The sequence below is a fragment of the Pseudomonas sp. USHLN015 genome (assembly GCF_037153275.1).
GTDB classification, from domain to species: Bacteria; Pseudomonadota; Gammaproteobacteria; order Pseudomonadales; family Pseudomonadaceae; genus Metapseudomonas; species Metapseudomonas tohonis.
Genome location: NZ_JBBCKP010000018.1, coordinates 105,651 through 120,643, shown reverse-complemented (window position 1 = coordinate 120,643; position 14,993 = coordinate 105,651). Strand labels below are relative to the sequence as shown.

Here is a 14,993-nt window from a genome sequence, read left to right as displayed (position 1 = left end):
TCCAGCGAACTCAGGTGTGCCGGAGGGCCCGAAGGCCCTGCGGACTTCGGGGTGGATTAGAAGGAGCCTTCGAAGCTGACCGAAACGGTGCGTTCCTCGCCGATGGTGTAGTACGGCGAGCTGCCGAACGCCGAGGCACTGCCCTGCGAGTAGGTCACGGCGTTGAACTGGGTGGTGCGTACGCCGGAGAGGTATTCCTTGTCGAACAGGTTGTTCACCGACAGGCGCACGGCCGCGCTCTTGAGCGCCGTGCCCTGCACCGGCAGGTGCACGCCCAGGTTGAGGTCGGCGATGGCGTAGTCGGGGATGCTTTCGTCGTTGGTCAGGTCGCCGTACTGGCGGCTGACGTACTTGCCGACGATGTTCCCGTAGTACAGGCCGTCGTCGTAGCCCAGGCTCAGGTTGAGCATGTTCTTCGGCACGCCGGCGACGGTCTTGCCCTCGGTGGGCAGGTCCACGCCGCGGTAGCGCACGCTGTCCTTCTGCTCGGCCTCGGTATAGGTGTAGGAGGCGTAGTAGTTGAAGTTGTGCGGCAGCAGGCCGCTCCACTCCAGCTCCAGGCCCTGGTTGACCACGTTGCCGACGTTGAGCATCACGTAGTCGCCGGCCTCGTCGCGGCTGGAGACCTGGCGGTTCTCGAAGGTCAGGTAGAACAGGGTGGCGCTGAGGGCCATGTCCTCGACCGCGTAGCGCCAGCCGAACTCATGGTTCCAGCTCAGTTCGGGTTCGAGGCTGATGGAGTCGCCCTTGTTGTAGAGCACGTAGTTCGGCGGCGTGCGCATGTTGCGGGTGAGGTTGTAGAAGACCTGGTTCTCGTCGTCGAGCAGGTACTGGGCGCTGAAGCTCGGCAGCAGCTCGTGGTAGGTCTTGTTGCGCTTCTCTTTCTTCTCGGTGAGGCTGCCGCGGTTGTCGCCCTTGCGCTCGGAGTAGTCATAGGCGATGCCGGCGGTCAGGGTCAGGTCCGGGGTCACCGACCAGACGTCCTGGGCGAACAGCTTGTGCGCCGGGGTCACGGTGAAGTAGTTGCGACCCTGGATCACGTTGCCGTTGGCGTCGCGCGCCTGCTCGGAGTCGTGGTAGCCGGCCCAGATATCCACCGGCTTGCCATCGGGCGTGAGGGGCACGAAGGGCTGGGTCTGGCGCTGGCGGGCGCGCTCGTACCAGTAGCCGGTGCTGAAGCTGTGCTCGTCGTTGATGTCCCACTTGATGCTGGTGTTGATGCCGGGGCGCCAGGTCTCGGTGATCGAGGGCCGGTAGTAGAGGCCGCTGTTGGGCGTGCCGTCGGCGTTCAACTGGCCCGATGTCGGCAGGTTGCCCAGGTCGTAGTTGCCACCGGTGTTGCTGGTGCCGCGGTTCAGCGAGTAGGGACCGGTGAAGCTGCCGAAGCTGCCGCCGTTGGCCCAGTAGTAGTAGGGCGCCACGGTGAGCAGCACGTCGTCACGCAGTTGGAAGCGGCCGGTCAGCGAGGCGGTGACGTTCTCGAAGGGGTTGCGCATCAGCACCGAGTAGCCGGTGCCGCGGGTCACGCCGTTCACCGAGCTGCCGCTGCCGGTCATGATCTTGCCGTTGCTGTTGAAGCGCGGGTCGTCCAGGTAGTCGAAGTCGCGGCCGTAGGTCTTGAATTGGGCCTTGCTGGGGTTCGAGTAGTTGTAGTTTTCCTGCTTGTGGTAGTTGATCACCGCATTCAGGGAGTTGCCTTCGCCATCCTCGAACAGGCTGTTGAGGGTGACCTTGTCGGCACGCAGCACGCCTTCGCCGCGCCACTTGTCCCCCTCGGTGTGGGACGCCGAGATGTAGTTGCTGAAGCCGTTGTATTGGCCGGTGTTCAGGCGCACGAAGGTCTTGCGCAGGTTGTTGCTGCCGAGGGTCTGCTTGCCGAAGACGCCGAAGTCCTTCTCGGGACGCAGGGTCACCAGGCCGATGTTGCCGCCGGAGGAGCCGATGTGCGGCGCGTCGATCTCGGAAGACCCCTGGGTGGCGAACACTTCGCCGAGGTTCTCCGGGTCGCCCAGAAGGTTCGGGTAGAGGTTGTAGTTGCCCGAATCGTTCACCGGGATGCCATCGAGGGAAACGCCGACCTGATCGGAGTTCATCCCGCGCATGGTGAAGTTGAAACCGCTGAGGCCGCTGGAGTCGTCGCTGGAGACGTTGACCCCTGGCGTGTACTTGAGCTTGTCGATGGCGTTGCCGGTGGCGGTCATCTTCTCCAGGGCTTCCTTGGTCACGGTAGAACGCGACTTCGGCGCGCTCTCCACCACCATCTGGCCATTGCCCAGGTTCTGCCCGGTGACCTTCACCTTGCCCACGTCAACGGAACTGCCGGACTCGTCAGCCGCCAGGGCCGCCATCGTCCATCCCCCCAGGCCAGCGGCCAGGAACATTGCAAATAACTTATTAAACTTCACGGACCAAACTCCTCGATAAAAAGGAACGCCTTCGTTTATTTGATTAGTTATGGGTACTTGATCACTCGACGTTGTAACTAAAGGTCGCGGTAAATCGCTGTTTGTCTTTTCCCTGGAAGGCTTCGCTCGGGAACGGCGAAACTTTTTCCAATCGACGCAAACTTGTTTGTGCAGCCTTGTTCAGCAACATGTTCGTTGCCTTGCTTTCAATGCCCGCATCCAGGACATTCCCCACTCGGTCCACCAACAGCCAGACCACCACGTTGCCTTCGGGGCGCTGCAACGACGCCTCGCGACCACGCGGGTATTGCTTGTACTTCTCCAACTCCTTGCGCAGGGCGGCGGTGTACACGCCCTCCAGTGCCGCGCTGTCGACGCGCGGCTGCGGCGGTGCCACCGGCACGCTTACCGGGGCCGGCGCGGGCGTCGGGGCCGGTGCGGCCTTGGCCACCACGGGCGGCGCGGGCTTGGGCTCCTGCTTGACCACCTGCGGCCTGGGCTTCTCGACCTGCTTCACCACAGGCTTGGGCACCGGCTTGGGAACGGGCTTGGGCTTCGGCGGCTCGATCACCACCGGCTCCTCGACCTCGGGTTCGGGCAGCGGCTCGGGTTCCGGCGGCGGCGCTTCCACCAGGGGTTCCGGCTCGGGTGGAGGCGGCAGGAAGTCGGCCGGGTCCACCAGCGCGACTTCCACGGCGCTGTCGTCGTACCTGGGTTTCATCTGCAGGCTCTGCGAACTGGCGGAATAAACGAATACGAGCAGCAGGCAAGCCGCCGGCACACACGCAATGAACTTGCGAGTTCTATAGATAGGAAACATGGCGTCAGGATTTGCGCGTGGCGATGGAAACGGAAGAGAAGCCATTGCCCTTGAGCAGGTCCATCACCGCCACCAGGCGTTTCACTTCCACGCCCTGGTCGCTGTTGATGATGATGACCAACTTCTCGGCCGAACTTTCCAGCGACTTCAATTGTTCGACCAGCAGGTTCTCGCTCACATCCTGGCCATCGAGTTGCAGCTTCTCGTCAAGCCCCAGGGTGATCACCGCCTTGTTCTGCGGTTTCAGTTGCTGGGCATGGGCAGCCGTCGGCAACTGGGTCTTGATGCCCACGGCGGGAATCACGTTGAGACTCACCAGCACGAAAAACACCAGCAGGAACATCATCACATCGATCATCGGGATGATCTCGATGTGGGCCTTCTTCTTCTTCGCAACGTCCCAGCTACGCATGAGGACACAACCTCCCACAGTCATCAGCGAAGGGCGGCCGCAACCTGCCCTCATTTGATCCTGACCATCAACGCAGGATTGGCGCGAATGATGGCGAGTTCATGTAACGCTTTGATGACAGCACGGAGCGTGCCAGAAACTGACTTCACAATCAGTATTGAAATAAGCGTTTGATTTGCATGGCCCGCAGCAGAGGCTCCTGGCCGCTGAGTGTCGATCAGGTCAAACCTGTGGATGCCCCAATCTGGCGACTTCCAGGAAAAGCCCGCACCAAGTTGTCTCAACAGACAGGATCAGACGGACATCGTCCGACAATTTATCAACCTGTCATCTCCGTCAGGTTTCATGAGGGCCGCCGCAGCCGGCGCCGGAAGCCCTTCCGGGCCCGTGGCGGCATGCCGGTTGCTAGCCAACCGACGAGCAACCCATCGACGGAGTACGCAATGCGCAAGACGATCCACGCCCTGGCCCTGGCCGTAGCGACAACCCTCCCTGCCGCCTTGCTGGCGGGGGAAATACTGCCTTCGGAGGTGCACTGGGTTTCGGTCGAGGAGATAGGCGAGAGCCTGTCGGGGCGCACGCCCATCAGCGTCGGTTTCGATATCGACGACACGCTGCTGTTTTCCAGCCCCTGCTTCTACCACGGCAAGCAGAAGTACTCGCCAGGCAGCGACGCCTACCTGCACGACATGCGCTTCTGGCAGGAAACCAACGGCGGTTGCGACCGCTACTCGCTGCCCAAGGAGGTCGGGCGCAGGCTGATCGAGCTGCACCAGGCCCGCGGCGACCGTATCTTCTTCATCACCGGCCGGCCGAGCACGCCCGGGGAGAAGCTCAGCGAGATCCTCCAGCAGACCTTCGCCATCAAGGCGATGAACCCGGTGATCTTCTCGTCCGGCCCGGAGAAGGCCGCATTCATCCGCCAGCAGGGCATCGCGCTCTACTACGGCGATTCGGACAGCGACATCCGCTCGGCGCGGGACGCCGGCATCCGTGGCGTGCGGGTGATGCGCGCCGCCTCCTCGACCAACCAGCCGCTACCGGAGAACGGCGCGCTGGGCGAGGAAGTGATCATCGACTCGGATCACTGAGCCGCCTTCATCTGCTCGCGCAGCTCGGCGCAGTGATCCCTGGCCGGCAGCGCGGCGGTGTACCAGACGTAGTCGGCACTCCCCGGCTCCACGGTCTTGCCGGCCTCGGCGAGGATCAACACCGCACTGCCCTCCCCCGCACCGAGATCGGCCAGGTGCAGCGGCACGCCCAGGTCGCGGCGTACGTGGAAGGCCCCGGCGAACAGCAGCGCCGGTTGCGGGGCGGCCACCAGGCGCTCGGCCATGCGCCGGTCGCGTTGCTGCTGCACGGCGAGCATGGCCGGGAACTGGTTCTCCGGCAGCAGACCGCAATGGGACTCGCGGATCTGTTCGCGCAGGGCGTCCTGGACGGTGGCCGTGGTCGAAGCCCGGCCACTCAATGCCGGCTGCTCGCCATAGATGCGCATGATCTCGCTGCGATCCAGGTTCGCCGCCAGCAGCGGGTAAGGCCGGGGCAGCGCATGACGGACGATCGGGCCGTACAGCGCCCAGTCCCAGTTCTTCTGCCAGGCCAGCGCACTTTCCAGCTCACCTTCGCCGGCGCCGGAACGGATGCGTGCGTGCACCGCATCCACCTTGGCCTGCTGGTCGGGGTTGAGCATCTCCAGCAGCAGGCTGCCCTGGCTGCGGCGGCTCTCAAGTGCCTGCAGGAGCCAGAGCTGCAGGGCATGGTGGTCGGGGTTGTCGTGCTGCTCGCCGACCAGCACGCGCGGCGCCTCGGCGAGGCGGTCGAGCAATTGCCTGGGGCTCAGGGTCTCGCCACTGCGCAGGTCGCGGATGACACCGAGATCGGCATGCTGGCGGGCCTCCGGGCTCTGCCACTGCGGCAAGGGCGGGGCGGACTGGCAAGCCGCCAGGGAAGCGATGACGAGCAGTAGAAGCAGGCGCATGGATGGACTCCTCGGGTTCGTTCAGCGCGCGACGATCAGTGGATGCCCGCGTTCCGGGTGGCGCTGCACCAGCACGTCGAGGCCGAACACGGCCTTCAGCGGCTCGGGTTGCAGCACCTCGTCGGGCGTGCCCAGCACATGGGGGCGCCCGTCGCAGAGCAGCAGCAGGCGGTCGCAGTAGCGCGCCGCCAGGTTCAGGTCATGGAGGATCACCAGCACCGCCGCGCCGCGCCCGGCGAAATCACGCACCGCTTGCAGGGTGGTGTGCTGGTGCAGGGGGTCGAGCATCGAGGTGGGCTCGTCCAGCAGCAGGTTCTGCCCCTGGGCGCCCGGCCACAGTTGCGCCAGCACCCGCGCCAGGTGCACGCGCTGGCGCTCGCCGCCGGACAGCGCGAGGTAGCTGCGCCCGGCCAGGTGCGCGGCATCGGCCGCCTCCAGGGCCTCACGGATGATCTCGGCATCCCGCACCCGCCCCGTCGCGTGGGGCAGGCGCCCCATGCCGACCACTTCCTCGACACGGAAGCCGAAGCTCAGGGTGGAGCTCTGCGGCAGCACTGCCAGGCGCTGGGCGCGCTGCGGGCCGGTCCATTCGGCGAGCGGGCGGTTCTCCAGGCCGACATGGCCGGCGGCCAGGGCCAGCTCGCCGCTCAACGCGCCGAGCAGGGTGCTCTTGCCCGCGCCGTTGGGGCCGAGCACACCGAGCACCTCGCCAGGGCGCAGCTCCAGGTCCACGCCCGCCAGCACCACGGTGCTGCCACGGTGCACTTCCAGCTGTTCGACACGCAGCATCAGTGACGCCCCCGCAGCAGCAGATAAAGGAAGAAGGGCGCGCCGATCAGCGCGGTGACGATGCCGATGGGCATCTCCGCCGGCGCCAGCACCAGGCGCGCGGCCAGGTCGGCGAACAGCAGCAGGCTGGCACCGGCCAGTGCCGAGGCCGGCAGCAGGACGCGGTGGTCCGGGCCCGCGACCAGGCGCACCAGGTGCGGCACCACCAGGCCGATGAAGCCGATCAGGCCCGCAGCGGCCACCGCGGCGCCGACGCCCAGCGCCGTGCACAGCACCAGCTCGCGCTTGAGCTTCTCCACCTCGAAGCCCAGGTGACGCGCTTCGGACTCGCCCAGCAGCAGCGCGTTGAGGGCCCTGGCCCGACGCGGCAACCACAGCGCCACCGCCCCGGTGATCAGCAGCAGCGGCCACAGCCGTGCATAGCTGGCACCGTTGAGGCTGCCCAGGTTCCAGAAGGTCAGCGTGCGCAGGGTGGCGTCATCCGCGAGGTAGGTGAACAGGCCGATGCAGGCGAAGGCCAGGGCGTTGAGGGCGATGCCGGCGAGCAGCATGGTCACCACGCTGGTCTGCCCGTCGCGACGGCCGAGGCGGTAGACCAGCGCCGTCACCCCCAGGCCACCGGCGAAGGCGCAGGCGGACAGCAGGTAGGGTGCGATGTTCTCCGACAGCCCGCCGATGGCCGCGCCACCGACGATGGCCACCGCCGCGCCCAGGGCCGCACCGCTGGAGACGCCGACCAGGCCGGGGTCCGCCAGCGGGTTGCGGAACAGGCCCTGCATGGCCACGCCGGACAGCGCCAGCACCGCGCCGACGGCAAGGCCCAGCAGGGTGCGCGGCAGGCGGATCTGCCCGAGGATCAGCTCGGCCTGTTCCAGGCCTTCGGGTGCGAGCGGCATACCCGCCAGGCGCAGGGCGGCACGCAGGGTGTCGCCCAGGGGCAGGCTCACCGGGCCGAGGGCCAGGGACAGCCAGAGGGCGAGCGCGAGCAAGGCACCCAGGACGATGAACAGGGGGCGCGAATGTACAGCTGGGGTCATGGCTGGTTCTGGCTATTGGCGATCAGGGCCGGTGCCTGAGGATAAAAGCCCGCGGACAGCGCGGCCACCCCATCCGGCAGGCGCGGGCCGAGGCCGCCGACCAGCAGGGTCGGGTCCAGCGGCAGCAGGCGGCCCTGCTTGCCGGCGCGGGTCATGGCCAGCGCGGGGTTCTGCTTGAGCAGCGCGGCCTTGGCTTCCTCACCCTCCAGGCTGCGGTCGGCGAACACCACCACGTCCGGGTCCAGCGCCGCCAGTGCCTCGCTGGAGATGGCCTTGTAGCCAAGGTGATCGGTGATGTTCCGGCCACCGGCCTGCTCGATGATCCACGCGGCGGCGGTGTCCTTGCCGGCGGCCATGGGGCTGCTGCCGGCATGGCCGAGCAGCAGCAGGACGCGCGGCGCCTCGTGGGTGCGCCGGGTCTCGGCGACCCACCTGGCCTGCCGCTCGAAGCGCTGGCTGTAGTCGGCGAAGACTCGCCGGGCGCGGGCCTCGTCGCCCAGCAGGCCGCCGATCAGCCCGAGATTCTTCTCCAGCACCGGCAGCTCGGCCCTGGACGGCAGCGACTCGATGCGCACACCGGCGGCCTTGACCTGTTCGATCACCGGCGGCGGACCCATTTCCTCAGTGCCCAGCAGCAGGTCCGGGCGCAGCGAGAGGATGCCCTCGGCGGCCAGCTGACGCTGGTAGCCGATGCTCGGCAGCGACTTCAGCGAGGCGGGGTGGAGGCTGGTGGTGTCGACGCCCACCAACTTGCTCTCGCCACCCAGCAGCACCACCCATTCGCTGAGGGAGCCCCCAGCGCTCACCCAGCGTTGCGGCAACGGATCGGCGGCCAGCGCCGCATGGTTCAGGAACAGACCGGCGCAAAGGCCGGCAAGGGAAACAGCGACACGCATTCAGGGACTCCTCGGGATTCAGGCGGAACGACGCCCCGGCATCGGCGGGGCGTCGCGGTGATCGGTGCGGTGCGACCGACCTGGCGTCAGAGCGCCGGGGCGCTCTCGGCCAGGGCGCGCCAGTCCTCACGCTCGGGGATGCCCGGCTTGCGCGCGCCGAACAGTTGCAGCACCAGCTCGCCCTCGGCATCGAAGGCTTCCCAGCTGGTGATCACGCCGTCGCTGCTGGGCTTGCGCACGCGCCACAGCTCGGTCACGCCCGGGGTCTTCAGGTGCAGGTTGAACTCGGGGTCGAGCACGTTGAACCAGGTGTCCATCCATTTCAGGTTCTGCACCGGGCCGCTGTGGATCTGGATGCAATGGCGGTTGCCGACGAACACCATGATGGGGATCTGCTTCTCGCCCGCCGCCTCCAGCAGGCGCGGCAGTTCGGCGGTGTCCAGCTGCTCGGCCCACTCGCTGCCGGCCAGGCGCAGGGCCTGGGTGCGGGCCGCGCCATGCTTCTTCAGCAGGGCGAAGAAGTGGTGGGTGTCCTTGAGGGCGGACCAGCCTTCACGCAGCCCGGCGACGTCGATCTCGGCATCGGGTTTGACCGGCTCGGCGACGGGCAGCGGCTGCAGGTCCAGCTCGGCGCTCTGCTCCTCGGCACGGAAGCGCTCCACCAGCGGCGCCCAGGCGGCGACTTCGCTGCGCTCGGTGAGGAACACCTTGTGCACGGCCACGCCCTGCCTGTCGAAGATCTGGATGCTGCGCTGGGTGCCGCGCGGGGTTTCCTCGGCCACGGCGAACACGCTGGACCAGCCACCGAGGAACAGGCGCAGGTCGATGTCGGCGGACACCACCAGGCCCATCTGCCCGTTGGCCATCACCGACACCTCGCGGTACACGCCCTTGCGCTCGTGCACGCAATGCTCGTTGCGGGTCAGCGCCATGATGTGGCCCAGCTCGCCCAGGGCGGGCAGCAGGGTCGCCCACTCGGGGCGCAGGCGCACGGTGTCGACGCCCAGGCGGCTCGCGGTGAGCTCGCCCTCGCTCACGGCCAGCCGCTCGGCGGCGTCGCGGGCACGCAGGCGCGGCTCTTCGCCACGCAGGTCCTGCCAGGCCCGGTAGAGCGCAGGGGCGGAAGTGGCGGTCTGGGTCTCGGCAGTCATGGGTCTCACTCCTTCAGGATCAACGGCTCGCCGTAAGGGCGAATTCAATGGGTATTCTCACGCGGCTCGGCACCGGCTCGCCGTCCTGGACCTCAGGACGGAAGCGCCAGCTGGCGACCGCCTTCATGGCCGCTTCGTCGAGGCTCTCGATGCCCGACGAGCGCAGCAACTTCATGTCACGCAACCCGCCGCGCTCATCCAGGCGCACCTCCACCAGGACCACGCCCTGCTGGTTGCGTCGGCGCGCCTGGGCCGGGTAGATCGGCGGCCTGGGCGGAACGAGGAAGGACGGCTGGTCACTGACCACCTCGGCCTTCGGCAGCCTGGCGGCGACGGCGACCGGCTGGCTCGCCAGCGCCGGCGGGGCTGTGCTGGGCGCCGGCGCTGCGGCCTTCGCCACGCTCGGCGCGGTGCCGGGCCGAGGTTGCGGGCGCGGCTGCGGCCTGGGCTCGCTGCGGACGAGCTTGGCGACGGGCGCTTCCGGGCTCGCCTGGCGCGGCTTGACGGCAACGGGCCTGGCTTCCACGACGGGGCTGCTCTTCGGTTCCACCTTGCGGGGCGGCGGTGCCGCGAGCACCACCGGCTCGGCCGCGGCCGCTGCAGGCTCGACGAGACCGACCAGGTGCACCACCTCCGCCCGGGGCTCTCCCTGGGCCATGGCCGGCTCCGCCCGCAGGTCGTGCAGGAGCCATGCGAGCCCCGCATGCGCGACGAGCGACAGGGCGAGGCAAAGTGGAAGACGTGGCATTTTCCGCCCCAATTATCTAAATGCAAATCCATTTGATAATTGTTTGCATTTGTCTGTCAACGTCATTATGTTTTGCGCCGATGCCAATCTGCGATCACCAGAGAGGCCGGCGAAAAGCGATGGTCGGGATGACCCTCCGCAAAGGCACCCGTGGCATGACGCCCGTGGCTGGTAGCCACCCCAGAAGTGCCTGGCCGGTCCCTGGTTGCGCCTTGAACCCGGGAGTCCATCCATGCCGCTTCGCCCCCCCTTCGCCCGCCGCCCCTGGCTGGCCCTGCTGCTTCTGTCGCCCTCCATCGCCCTGGCAGCGGAAAGGACCGCGACCCAGTTCGACACCGTCACCGTGACCGCCACCCGTAGCGAGCAGACCCTCGATGAAGTGCCGAACACGGTGTCGGTGATGACCGAACGCGAGATCGACCAGAAGAACGTGAAGAACATCCAGGACCTGGTGCGCTACGAGCCGGGCGTGTCGGTCGGCGGGACAGGCAGCCGCTTCGGCCTGTCCGGCTTCACCATCCGGGGCATCGGCGGCAACCGCGTGCTGACGCAGGTGGACGGCGTGAGCATGCCGGATACCTTCTCCTTCGGCGGCTTCCTCAGTGCGCAGCGCGACTACGTGGACCCGGACACCCTCAAGCAGGTGGAGATCATCCGCGGCCCGGCCAGCTCGCTGTACGGCAGCGATGCCATCGGCGGTGCGGTGAGCTTCCTCACCAAGGATGCGGCGGACTACCTGGACGAAGGCGATGACGCCTACGCCCGCCTGAAGACCGGCTACGACGGCTCCGACGACAGCTGGCTGCGCAGCACCACCCTCGCCGCCCGCCAGGGCGACCTCGACGGCCTGGTGCACATCGGCCGCCGTACCGGCCAGGCCCTGGATACCCAGGGTGGCACCGGCGGCATCGGCGCGACCCGCGAGAAAGCCAACCCGCTCGACTACACCACCGACAACCTGCTCACCAAGCTCGGCTGGAACTACGCCGAGGGCCAGCGCCTGCAGCTGACCTACGAGCGCTACCAGGACGACACCGACACCCGGGTGCTGAGCAACTACAGCAACACCGCCACCATCCGCACCCAGGACGCGCGCGACAGCGTCGACCGCGAGCGCTATTCGCTGCTGCACACCCTGCAGCTGGACAGCCCGCTGGCGGACAACCTGCAGAACCAGCTCAGCTACCAGGACAGCCAGACCCGCCAGCGCACCTACGAGAACCGTGTCGTCAGCGGCTCGCCTCGCTTGCGCACCCGCGACTCCCACTACGAGGAGAAGCTCTGGGTGCTCAACACCAAGCTGGACAAGTCCTTCAGCATCGCCGACAGCCAGCACACCCTGGTCTACGGCACCGACCTCAAGCGCCTGAAGAACGCCGACCTGCGCGAAGGCGGCGAGACCGTCATCGCCACCGGGGTCAACACACCGGTGCTGCCGACCAGCGACTTCCCGGACCCGACCACCAGCGAGTACGCGGCCTTCATCCAGGACAACATCGAGATCGGCCGCTGGACCCTGCTGCCGGGCCTGCGCTACGACTACTACGCGATGAAGCCCCACGCCACCACGCGTTACCTCAACAGCCAGGCGACCGACGCCAGCCCGAGCGACTTCACCGACTCGGCCGTATCGCCCAAGTTCGGCGTGACCTACCAGGTCGACGACCAGCACAGCGTCTACGGCCAGTACGCCGCCGGCTTCCGCGCCCCGCAGGCGATCGAGATCTTCGGCGAGTTCGTCAACCCGGGCATGTACCGCACCCTGGCCAACACCAACCTCAAGGCCGAGACCAGCGACAGCTTCGAGCTGGGCCTGCGCGGCAAGTACGAGATCGGCAGCTTCGGCGCCGCGCTGTTCTACAACCGCTACGACGACTTCATCGAGCAGGTGTCCCGCCCCTCCAGCGTGCCGGGCTTCCCCTTCGGCGAGTTCCAGTACGTCAACCGCGACCGGGTGACCATCCGCGGCTTCGAGGCCAAGGGCGAGCTCTTTCTCGACAAGCTCGGCATGCCGGCCGGCTGGCGCGCCATGAGCTCGGTCGCCTACGCACGCGGCAAGGACGAGGGCACCGGCCAGCCGATCAACAGCGTCGACCCGCTCAAGGGCGTCTTCGGCCTGGGTTATGCGCAGCCCAACGGCAAGTTCGGCGGTGACCTGAGCTGGACCCTGGTGGCGGCCAAGGAGCGCATCGACCGCACCCAGACCGCTGGCCAGTACCAGCCCTCGGGCTATGGTCTGCTGGACCTGAACGGCTGGTGGCAGGTCACCGAGGCGTTCTCGGTCAACGCCGGCCTGTTCAACCTCACCGACAAGGACTACTGGCAGTGGGGCGATGTGCGCGGGCTGACCGAGAACAGCCCCAGCCTGCAGCGCTACACCCAGCCCGGCCGCCATGCGGCGGTCAACCTGATCTGGGAGATCTGAGCCTTTCAGCGCAGGGACGCGCACCCTCTTGGCAATCCACGGCGGCACGGGATAATGCCCGCCTGCCGTGGAGACGCCGATGATCCTGCTATGCCGCCCCGACGAGTTGGCCGAAGGCCAGAGCCGGGGCTTTCTGATCGATGACCTGAAGCTGCTGCTGGTGCGCCGGGAGGGCCGGGTCCATGCCTATGAAAACCGCTGCCCACACCGGGGCATTCCCCTGGAATGGCAGCCGGACCGTTTTCTCGACGACAGCGGCAGCCTGATCCAGTGCGCCACCCACGGTGCGCTGTTTCTCATCGACTCGGGTGAGTGCGTGGCCGGGCCTTGCGCCGGGGAGTCCCTGCGACCGCTCGACTGCCGCGAGGACGATCGCGGCATCTGGCTGCTCGCCTAACCGATCACCTCGAGCCTGCGCAGCAGCGCCAAGCCCTCGAGACTGACCTCGGCGCCATAGGCGAGCACCTCCACCCCGGCGGCCTTGGCGTCGGCCAGGGCGGCGGCATAGGCGGGGTCGATCTCCACCGCTGCGCGCACGGCGTCGATACCGGAAAGGTTGACGCAGTAGAACTGCACCGCGCGCATGCCCTGGCGCGCCAGCGCCGCCAGCTCGCGCAGGTGCTTGCTGCCACGCACGGTGACGGCGTCGGGGAAGGCCGCTACGGCGGTGCCGTCGAAGCCCAGGGTCACGCTCTTCACCTCCACGAACACCTCGCCGCTCGGGTAGTCCAGGCGGAAGTCGGCACGGCTGTTCTCCACGCCGTAGGCGACCTCGCGCTTGAGTGCGGTGAAGCCGGCCAGCTCGGGGATGAGCCCGGCACGCAGGGCTTCCTCGACCAGGGCGTTGGCCCGCGCGGTGTTCACACAGGCCAGCCGGCCCTGGGGCGTCTCGGTGATTTCCCAGGTGCCGGGGAGCTTGCGCCTGGGATCGTTGGAGCGGCTGAACCATACGCGGCACCCTTCGCTCATGCAGTTGAGCATCGAGCCGGTGTTCGGGCAGTGGATGGTCAACTGCTCGCCGTCGAGGGTCTCGATGTCGGCGAGGAAGCGCTTGTAGCGGCGCAGCAGTCGGGCCTGCTCCAGGGGCGGGTCGAATCTCATCCCGCCAGCGCCGCCCAGGTCTTGAGCCCGCGGGCGATGCGCTGCACCGCTTCCTCCAGGCGCGGCAGGCTCTGGGTGTAGGCGAAGCGCACGTGCTGGTTGGCCAGGTGGCGCCCGAAATCCAGGCCGGGGGTGAAGGCCACGTGCTCGGTCTCGATGAAGTGCCGGCAGAAGGCGTAGGCGTCCTGGGTGAAGGCGGAAACATCCGCATATAAATAGAAGGCACCTTCGGGCTCGACGGCGATGCGGAAGCCGAGCGCGCGCAGGGCTGGCAGCAGGTAGTCGCGACGGCGGGCGAACTCGGTGCGGCGCTGTTCGAGTATCGCCAGGGTGTCGGGCTCGAAGCAGGCCAGCGCGGCGTGCTGGGCCATGGAGGGAGCGCTGATGTAGAGGTTCTGCGCGAGCTTCTCCAGCTCGGGCACCGCATCAGGGGGCGCCACCAGCCAGCCGAGGCGCCAGCCGGTCATGCCGAAGTACTTGGAGAAGCTGTTGAGCACGAAGGCGTCGTCATCCACCTCCAGCACGCTGGCGGCATCCACGCCGTAGGTGAGGCCGTGGTAGATCTCGTCGACCACCAGGTGGCCACCTTTGGCCTTCAGCGCGGCGGAGAGGCCGGCCAGTTCGTCACGGCCCAGCAGCGTGCCGGTGGGGTTGGCGGGCGAGGCGACCAGGGCCCCCACGCTGTCGCCATCCCAGTAGCGCTCCACCAGGTTCGGCGTGAGCTGGTAGCGGCTCTCGGGGCCGACCGGCACCAGTTGCGCGGCGCCCTCGACCAGGCGCAGGAAGTGGCGGTTGCAAGGGTAGCCCGGGTCGGCGAGCAGCCAGTGGCGGCCCGGGTCGACCAGCAGGCTGGCGGCCAGCAACAAAGCGCCCGAACCGCCGGGAGTAATCAGGATGCGTTCGGGGTCGATATCCAGGTCGTAGCGATCGCCGTAGAACCCGGAGATGGCACTGCGCAGCTGGGGCAGGCCGCGCGCGGCCGTATAGCGCGTGTGGCCGGCGGCCAGGGCGGCCTGCCCGGCCTGGACGATGGGGGCGGCGGTGCTGAAGTCCGGCTCGCCGATCTCCAGGTGGATGACGTCGTGCCCCTGCGCCTGCAACTCGTTGGCGCGGGCCAGCAGGGCCATCACGTGGAAGGGTTCTATGGCACGGCTGCGTGCACTGTATGACTGGGCCATCGGCCTTCCTTTATTAACGCAAAGAGCGGATTCTACCGAATGGTCCGGGA

General features: G+C 67.5%; 14 protein-coding genes. 3 read left to right on the top strand and 11 right to left on the bottom strand.

Going from position 1 to position 14,993, the window contains the following annotated elements:
- Positions 1–56: 56 nt before the first annotated feature.
- The 3 genes from WFQ67_RS29015 to WFQ67_RS29005 all read right to left on the bottom strand — a co-directional run bounded on the left by WFQ67_RS29015 (position 57) and on the right by WFQ67_RS29005 (position 3,637).
- A complete protein-coding gene (locus tag WFQ67_RS29015) occupies positions 57–2,405 on the bottom strand; it encodes a TonB-dependent receptor family protein (RefSeq protein ID WP_213626313.1) in 2,349 nt (782 codons plus the stop codon).
- A gap of 61 nt (positions 2,406–2,466) precedes the next feature.
- Positions 2,467–3,225: an energy transducer TonB family protein gene (locus WFQ67_RS29010; protein WP_213626314.1), complete on the bottom strand. Its 759-nt coding sequence runs from the start codon at positions 3,223–3,225 to the stop codon at positions 2,467–2,469.
- A 4-nt stretch (positions 3,226–3,229) separates the two neighbouring features.
- Positions 3,230–3,637, bottom strand: coding sequence for an ExbD/TolR family protein (locus WFQ67_RS29005; protein ID WP_173179202.1), 408 nt, complete (start codon positions 3,635–3,637; stop codon positions 3,230–3,232).
- A gap of 443 nt (positions 3,638–4,080) precedes the next feature.
- Here WFQ67_RS29005 and aphA point away from each other — a divergent pair, with 443 nt between their 5' ends.
- Complete coding sequence (gene aphA, locus WFQ67_RS29000) at positions 4,081–4,728, top strand: acid phosphatase AphA (protein WP_213626315.1); 648 nt, start codon at positions 4,081–4,083, stop codon at positions 4,726–4,728.
- Here the strand turns inward: aphA and WFQ67_RS28995 are convergent.
- The 6 genes from WFQ67_RS28995 to WFQ67_RS28970 form a co-directional block, all read right to left on the bottom strand.
- The gene (locus WFQ67_RS28995; RefSeq protein ID WP_213626316.1) at positions 4,722–5,618 is read right to left on the bottom strand and encodes a ChaN family lipoprotein; all 897 of its coding nucleotides are present in this window, start codon (positions 5,616–5,618) and stop codon (positions 4,722–4,724) included. The genes aphA and WFQ67_RS28995 overlap by 7 nt on opposite strands.
- A 21-nt stretch (positions 5,619–5,639) precedes the next feature.
- Positions 5,640–6,407, bottom strand: a complete 768-nt coding sequence (locus tag WFQ67_RS28990) for a heme ABC transporter ATP-binding protein (protein ID WP_337058897.1) — start codon at positions 6,405–6,407, stop codon at positions 5,640–5,642.
- A complete protein-coding gene (locus WFQ67_RS28985) occupies positions 6,407–7,444 on the bottom strand; it encodes a FecCD family ABC transporter permease (protein ID WP_213626318.1) in 1,038 nt (345 codons plus the stop codon). Before WFQ67_RS28985 ends, WFQ67_RS28990 begins: the two co-directional genes overlap by 1 nt.
- Positions 7,441–8,340: a heme/hemin ABC transporter substrate-binding protein gene (locus tag WFQ67_RS28980; RefSeq protein ID WP_337058896.1), complete on the bottom strand. Its 900-nt coding sequence runs from the start codon at positions 8,338–8,340 to the stop codon at positions 7,441–7,443. Before WFQ67_RS28980 ends, WFQ67_RS28985 begins: the two co-directional genes overlap by 4 nt.
- Before the next feature lie 86 nt (positions 8,341–8,426).
- Positions 8,427–9,491, bottom strand: coding sequence for a hemin-degrading factor (locus tag WFQ67_RS28975; protein ID WP_213626320.1), 1,065 nt, complete (start codon positions 9,489–9,491; stop codon positions 8,427–8,429).
- 19 nt (positions 9,492–9,510) lie between these two features.
- Positions 9,511–10,149 (bottom strand): energy transducer TonB, encoded by a 639-nt coding sequence (locus WFQ67_RS28970; protein WP_213626321.1) that lies wholly within the window; start codon positions 10,147–10,149, stop codon positions 9,511–9,513.
- 322 nt (positions 10,150–10,471) lie between these two features.
- Here WFQ67_RS28970 and WFQ67_RS28965 point away from each other — a divergent pair, with 322 nt between their 5' ends.
- Positions 10,472–12,664 carry a TonB-dependent hemoglobin/transferrin/lactoferrin family receptor gene (locus WFQ67_RS28965; RefSeq protein ID WP_173179186.1) on the top strand — a complete coding sequence of 731 codons (2,193 nt, stop codon included), beginning with the start codon at positions 10,472–10,474 and terminating at the stop codon, positions 12,662–12,664.
- A 79-nt stretch (positions 12,665–12,743) separates the two neighbouring features.
- Positions 12,744–13,061 (top strand): Rieske (2Fe-2S) protein, encoded by a 318-nt coding sequence (locus tag WFQ67_RS28960; RefSeq protein ID WP_213626322.1) that lies wholly within the window; start codon positions 12,744–12,746, stop codon positions 13,059–13,061.
- Here WFQ67_RS28960 and sfsA read toward each other — a convergent pair.
- Both sfsA and WFQ67_RS28950 read right to left on the bottom strand, forming a co-directional pair.
- Positions 13,058–13,765 (bottom strand): DNA/RNA nuclease SfsA, encoded by a 708-nt coding sequence (sfsA, locus tag WFQ67_RS28955; RefSeq protein ID WP_337058895.1) that lies wholly within the window; start codon positions 13,763–13,765, stop codon positions 13,058–13,060. The genes WFQ67_RS28960 and sfsA overlap by 4 nt on opposite strands.
- Complete coding sequence (locus WFQ67_RS28950) at positions 13,762–14,943, bottom strand: pyridoxal phosphate-dependent aminotransferase (RefSeq protein ID WP_337058894.1); 1,182 nt, start codon at positions 14,941–14,943, stop codon at positions 13,762–13,764. The genes sfsA and WFQ67_RS28950 overlap by 4 nt, the downstream gene beginning before the upstream one ends.
- Positions 14,944–14,993 lie beyond the last annotated feature (50 nt).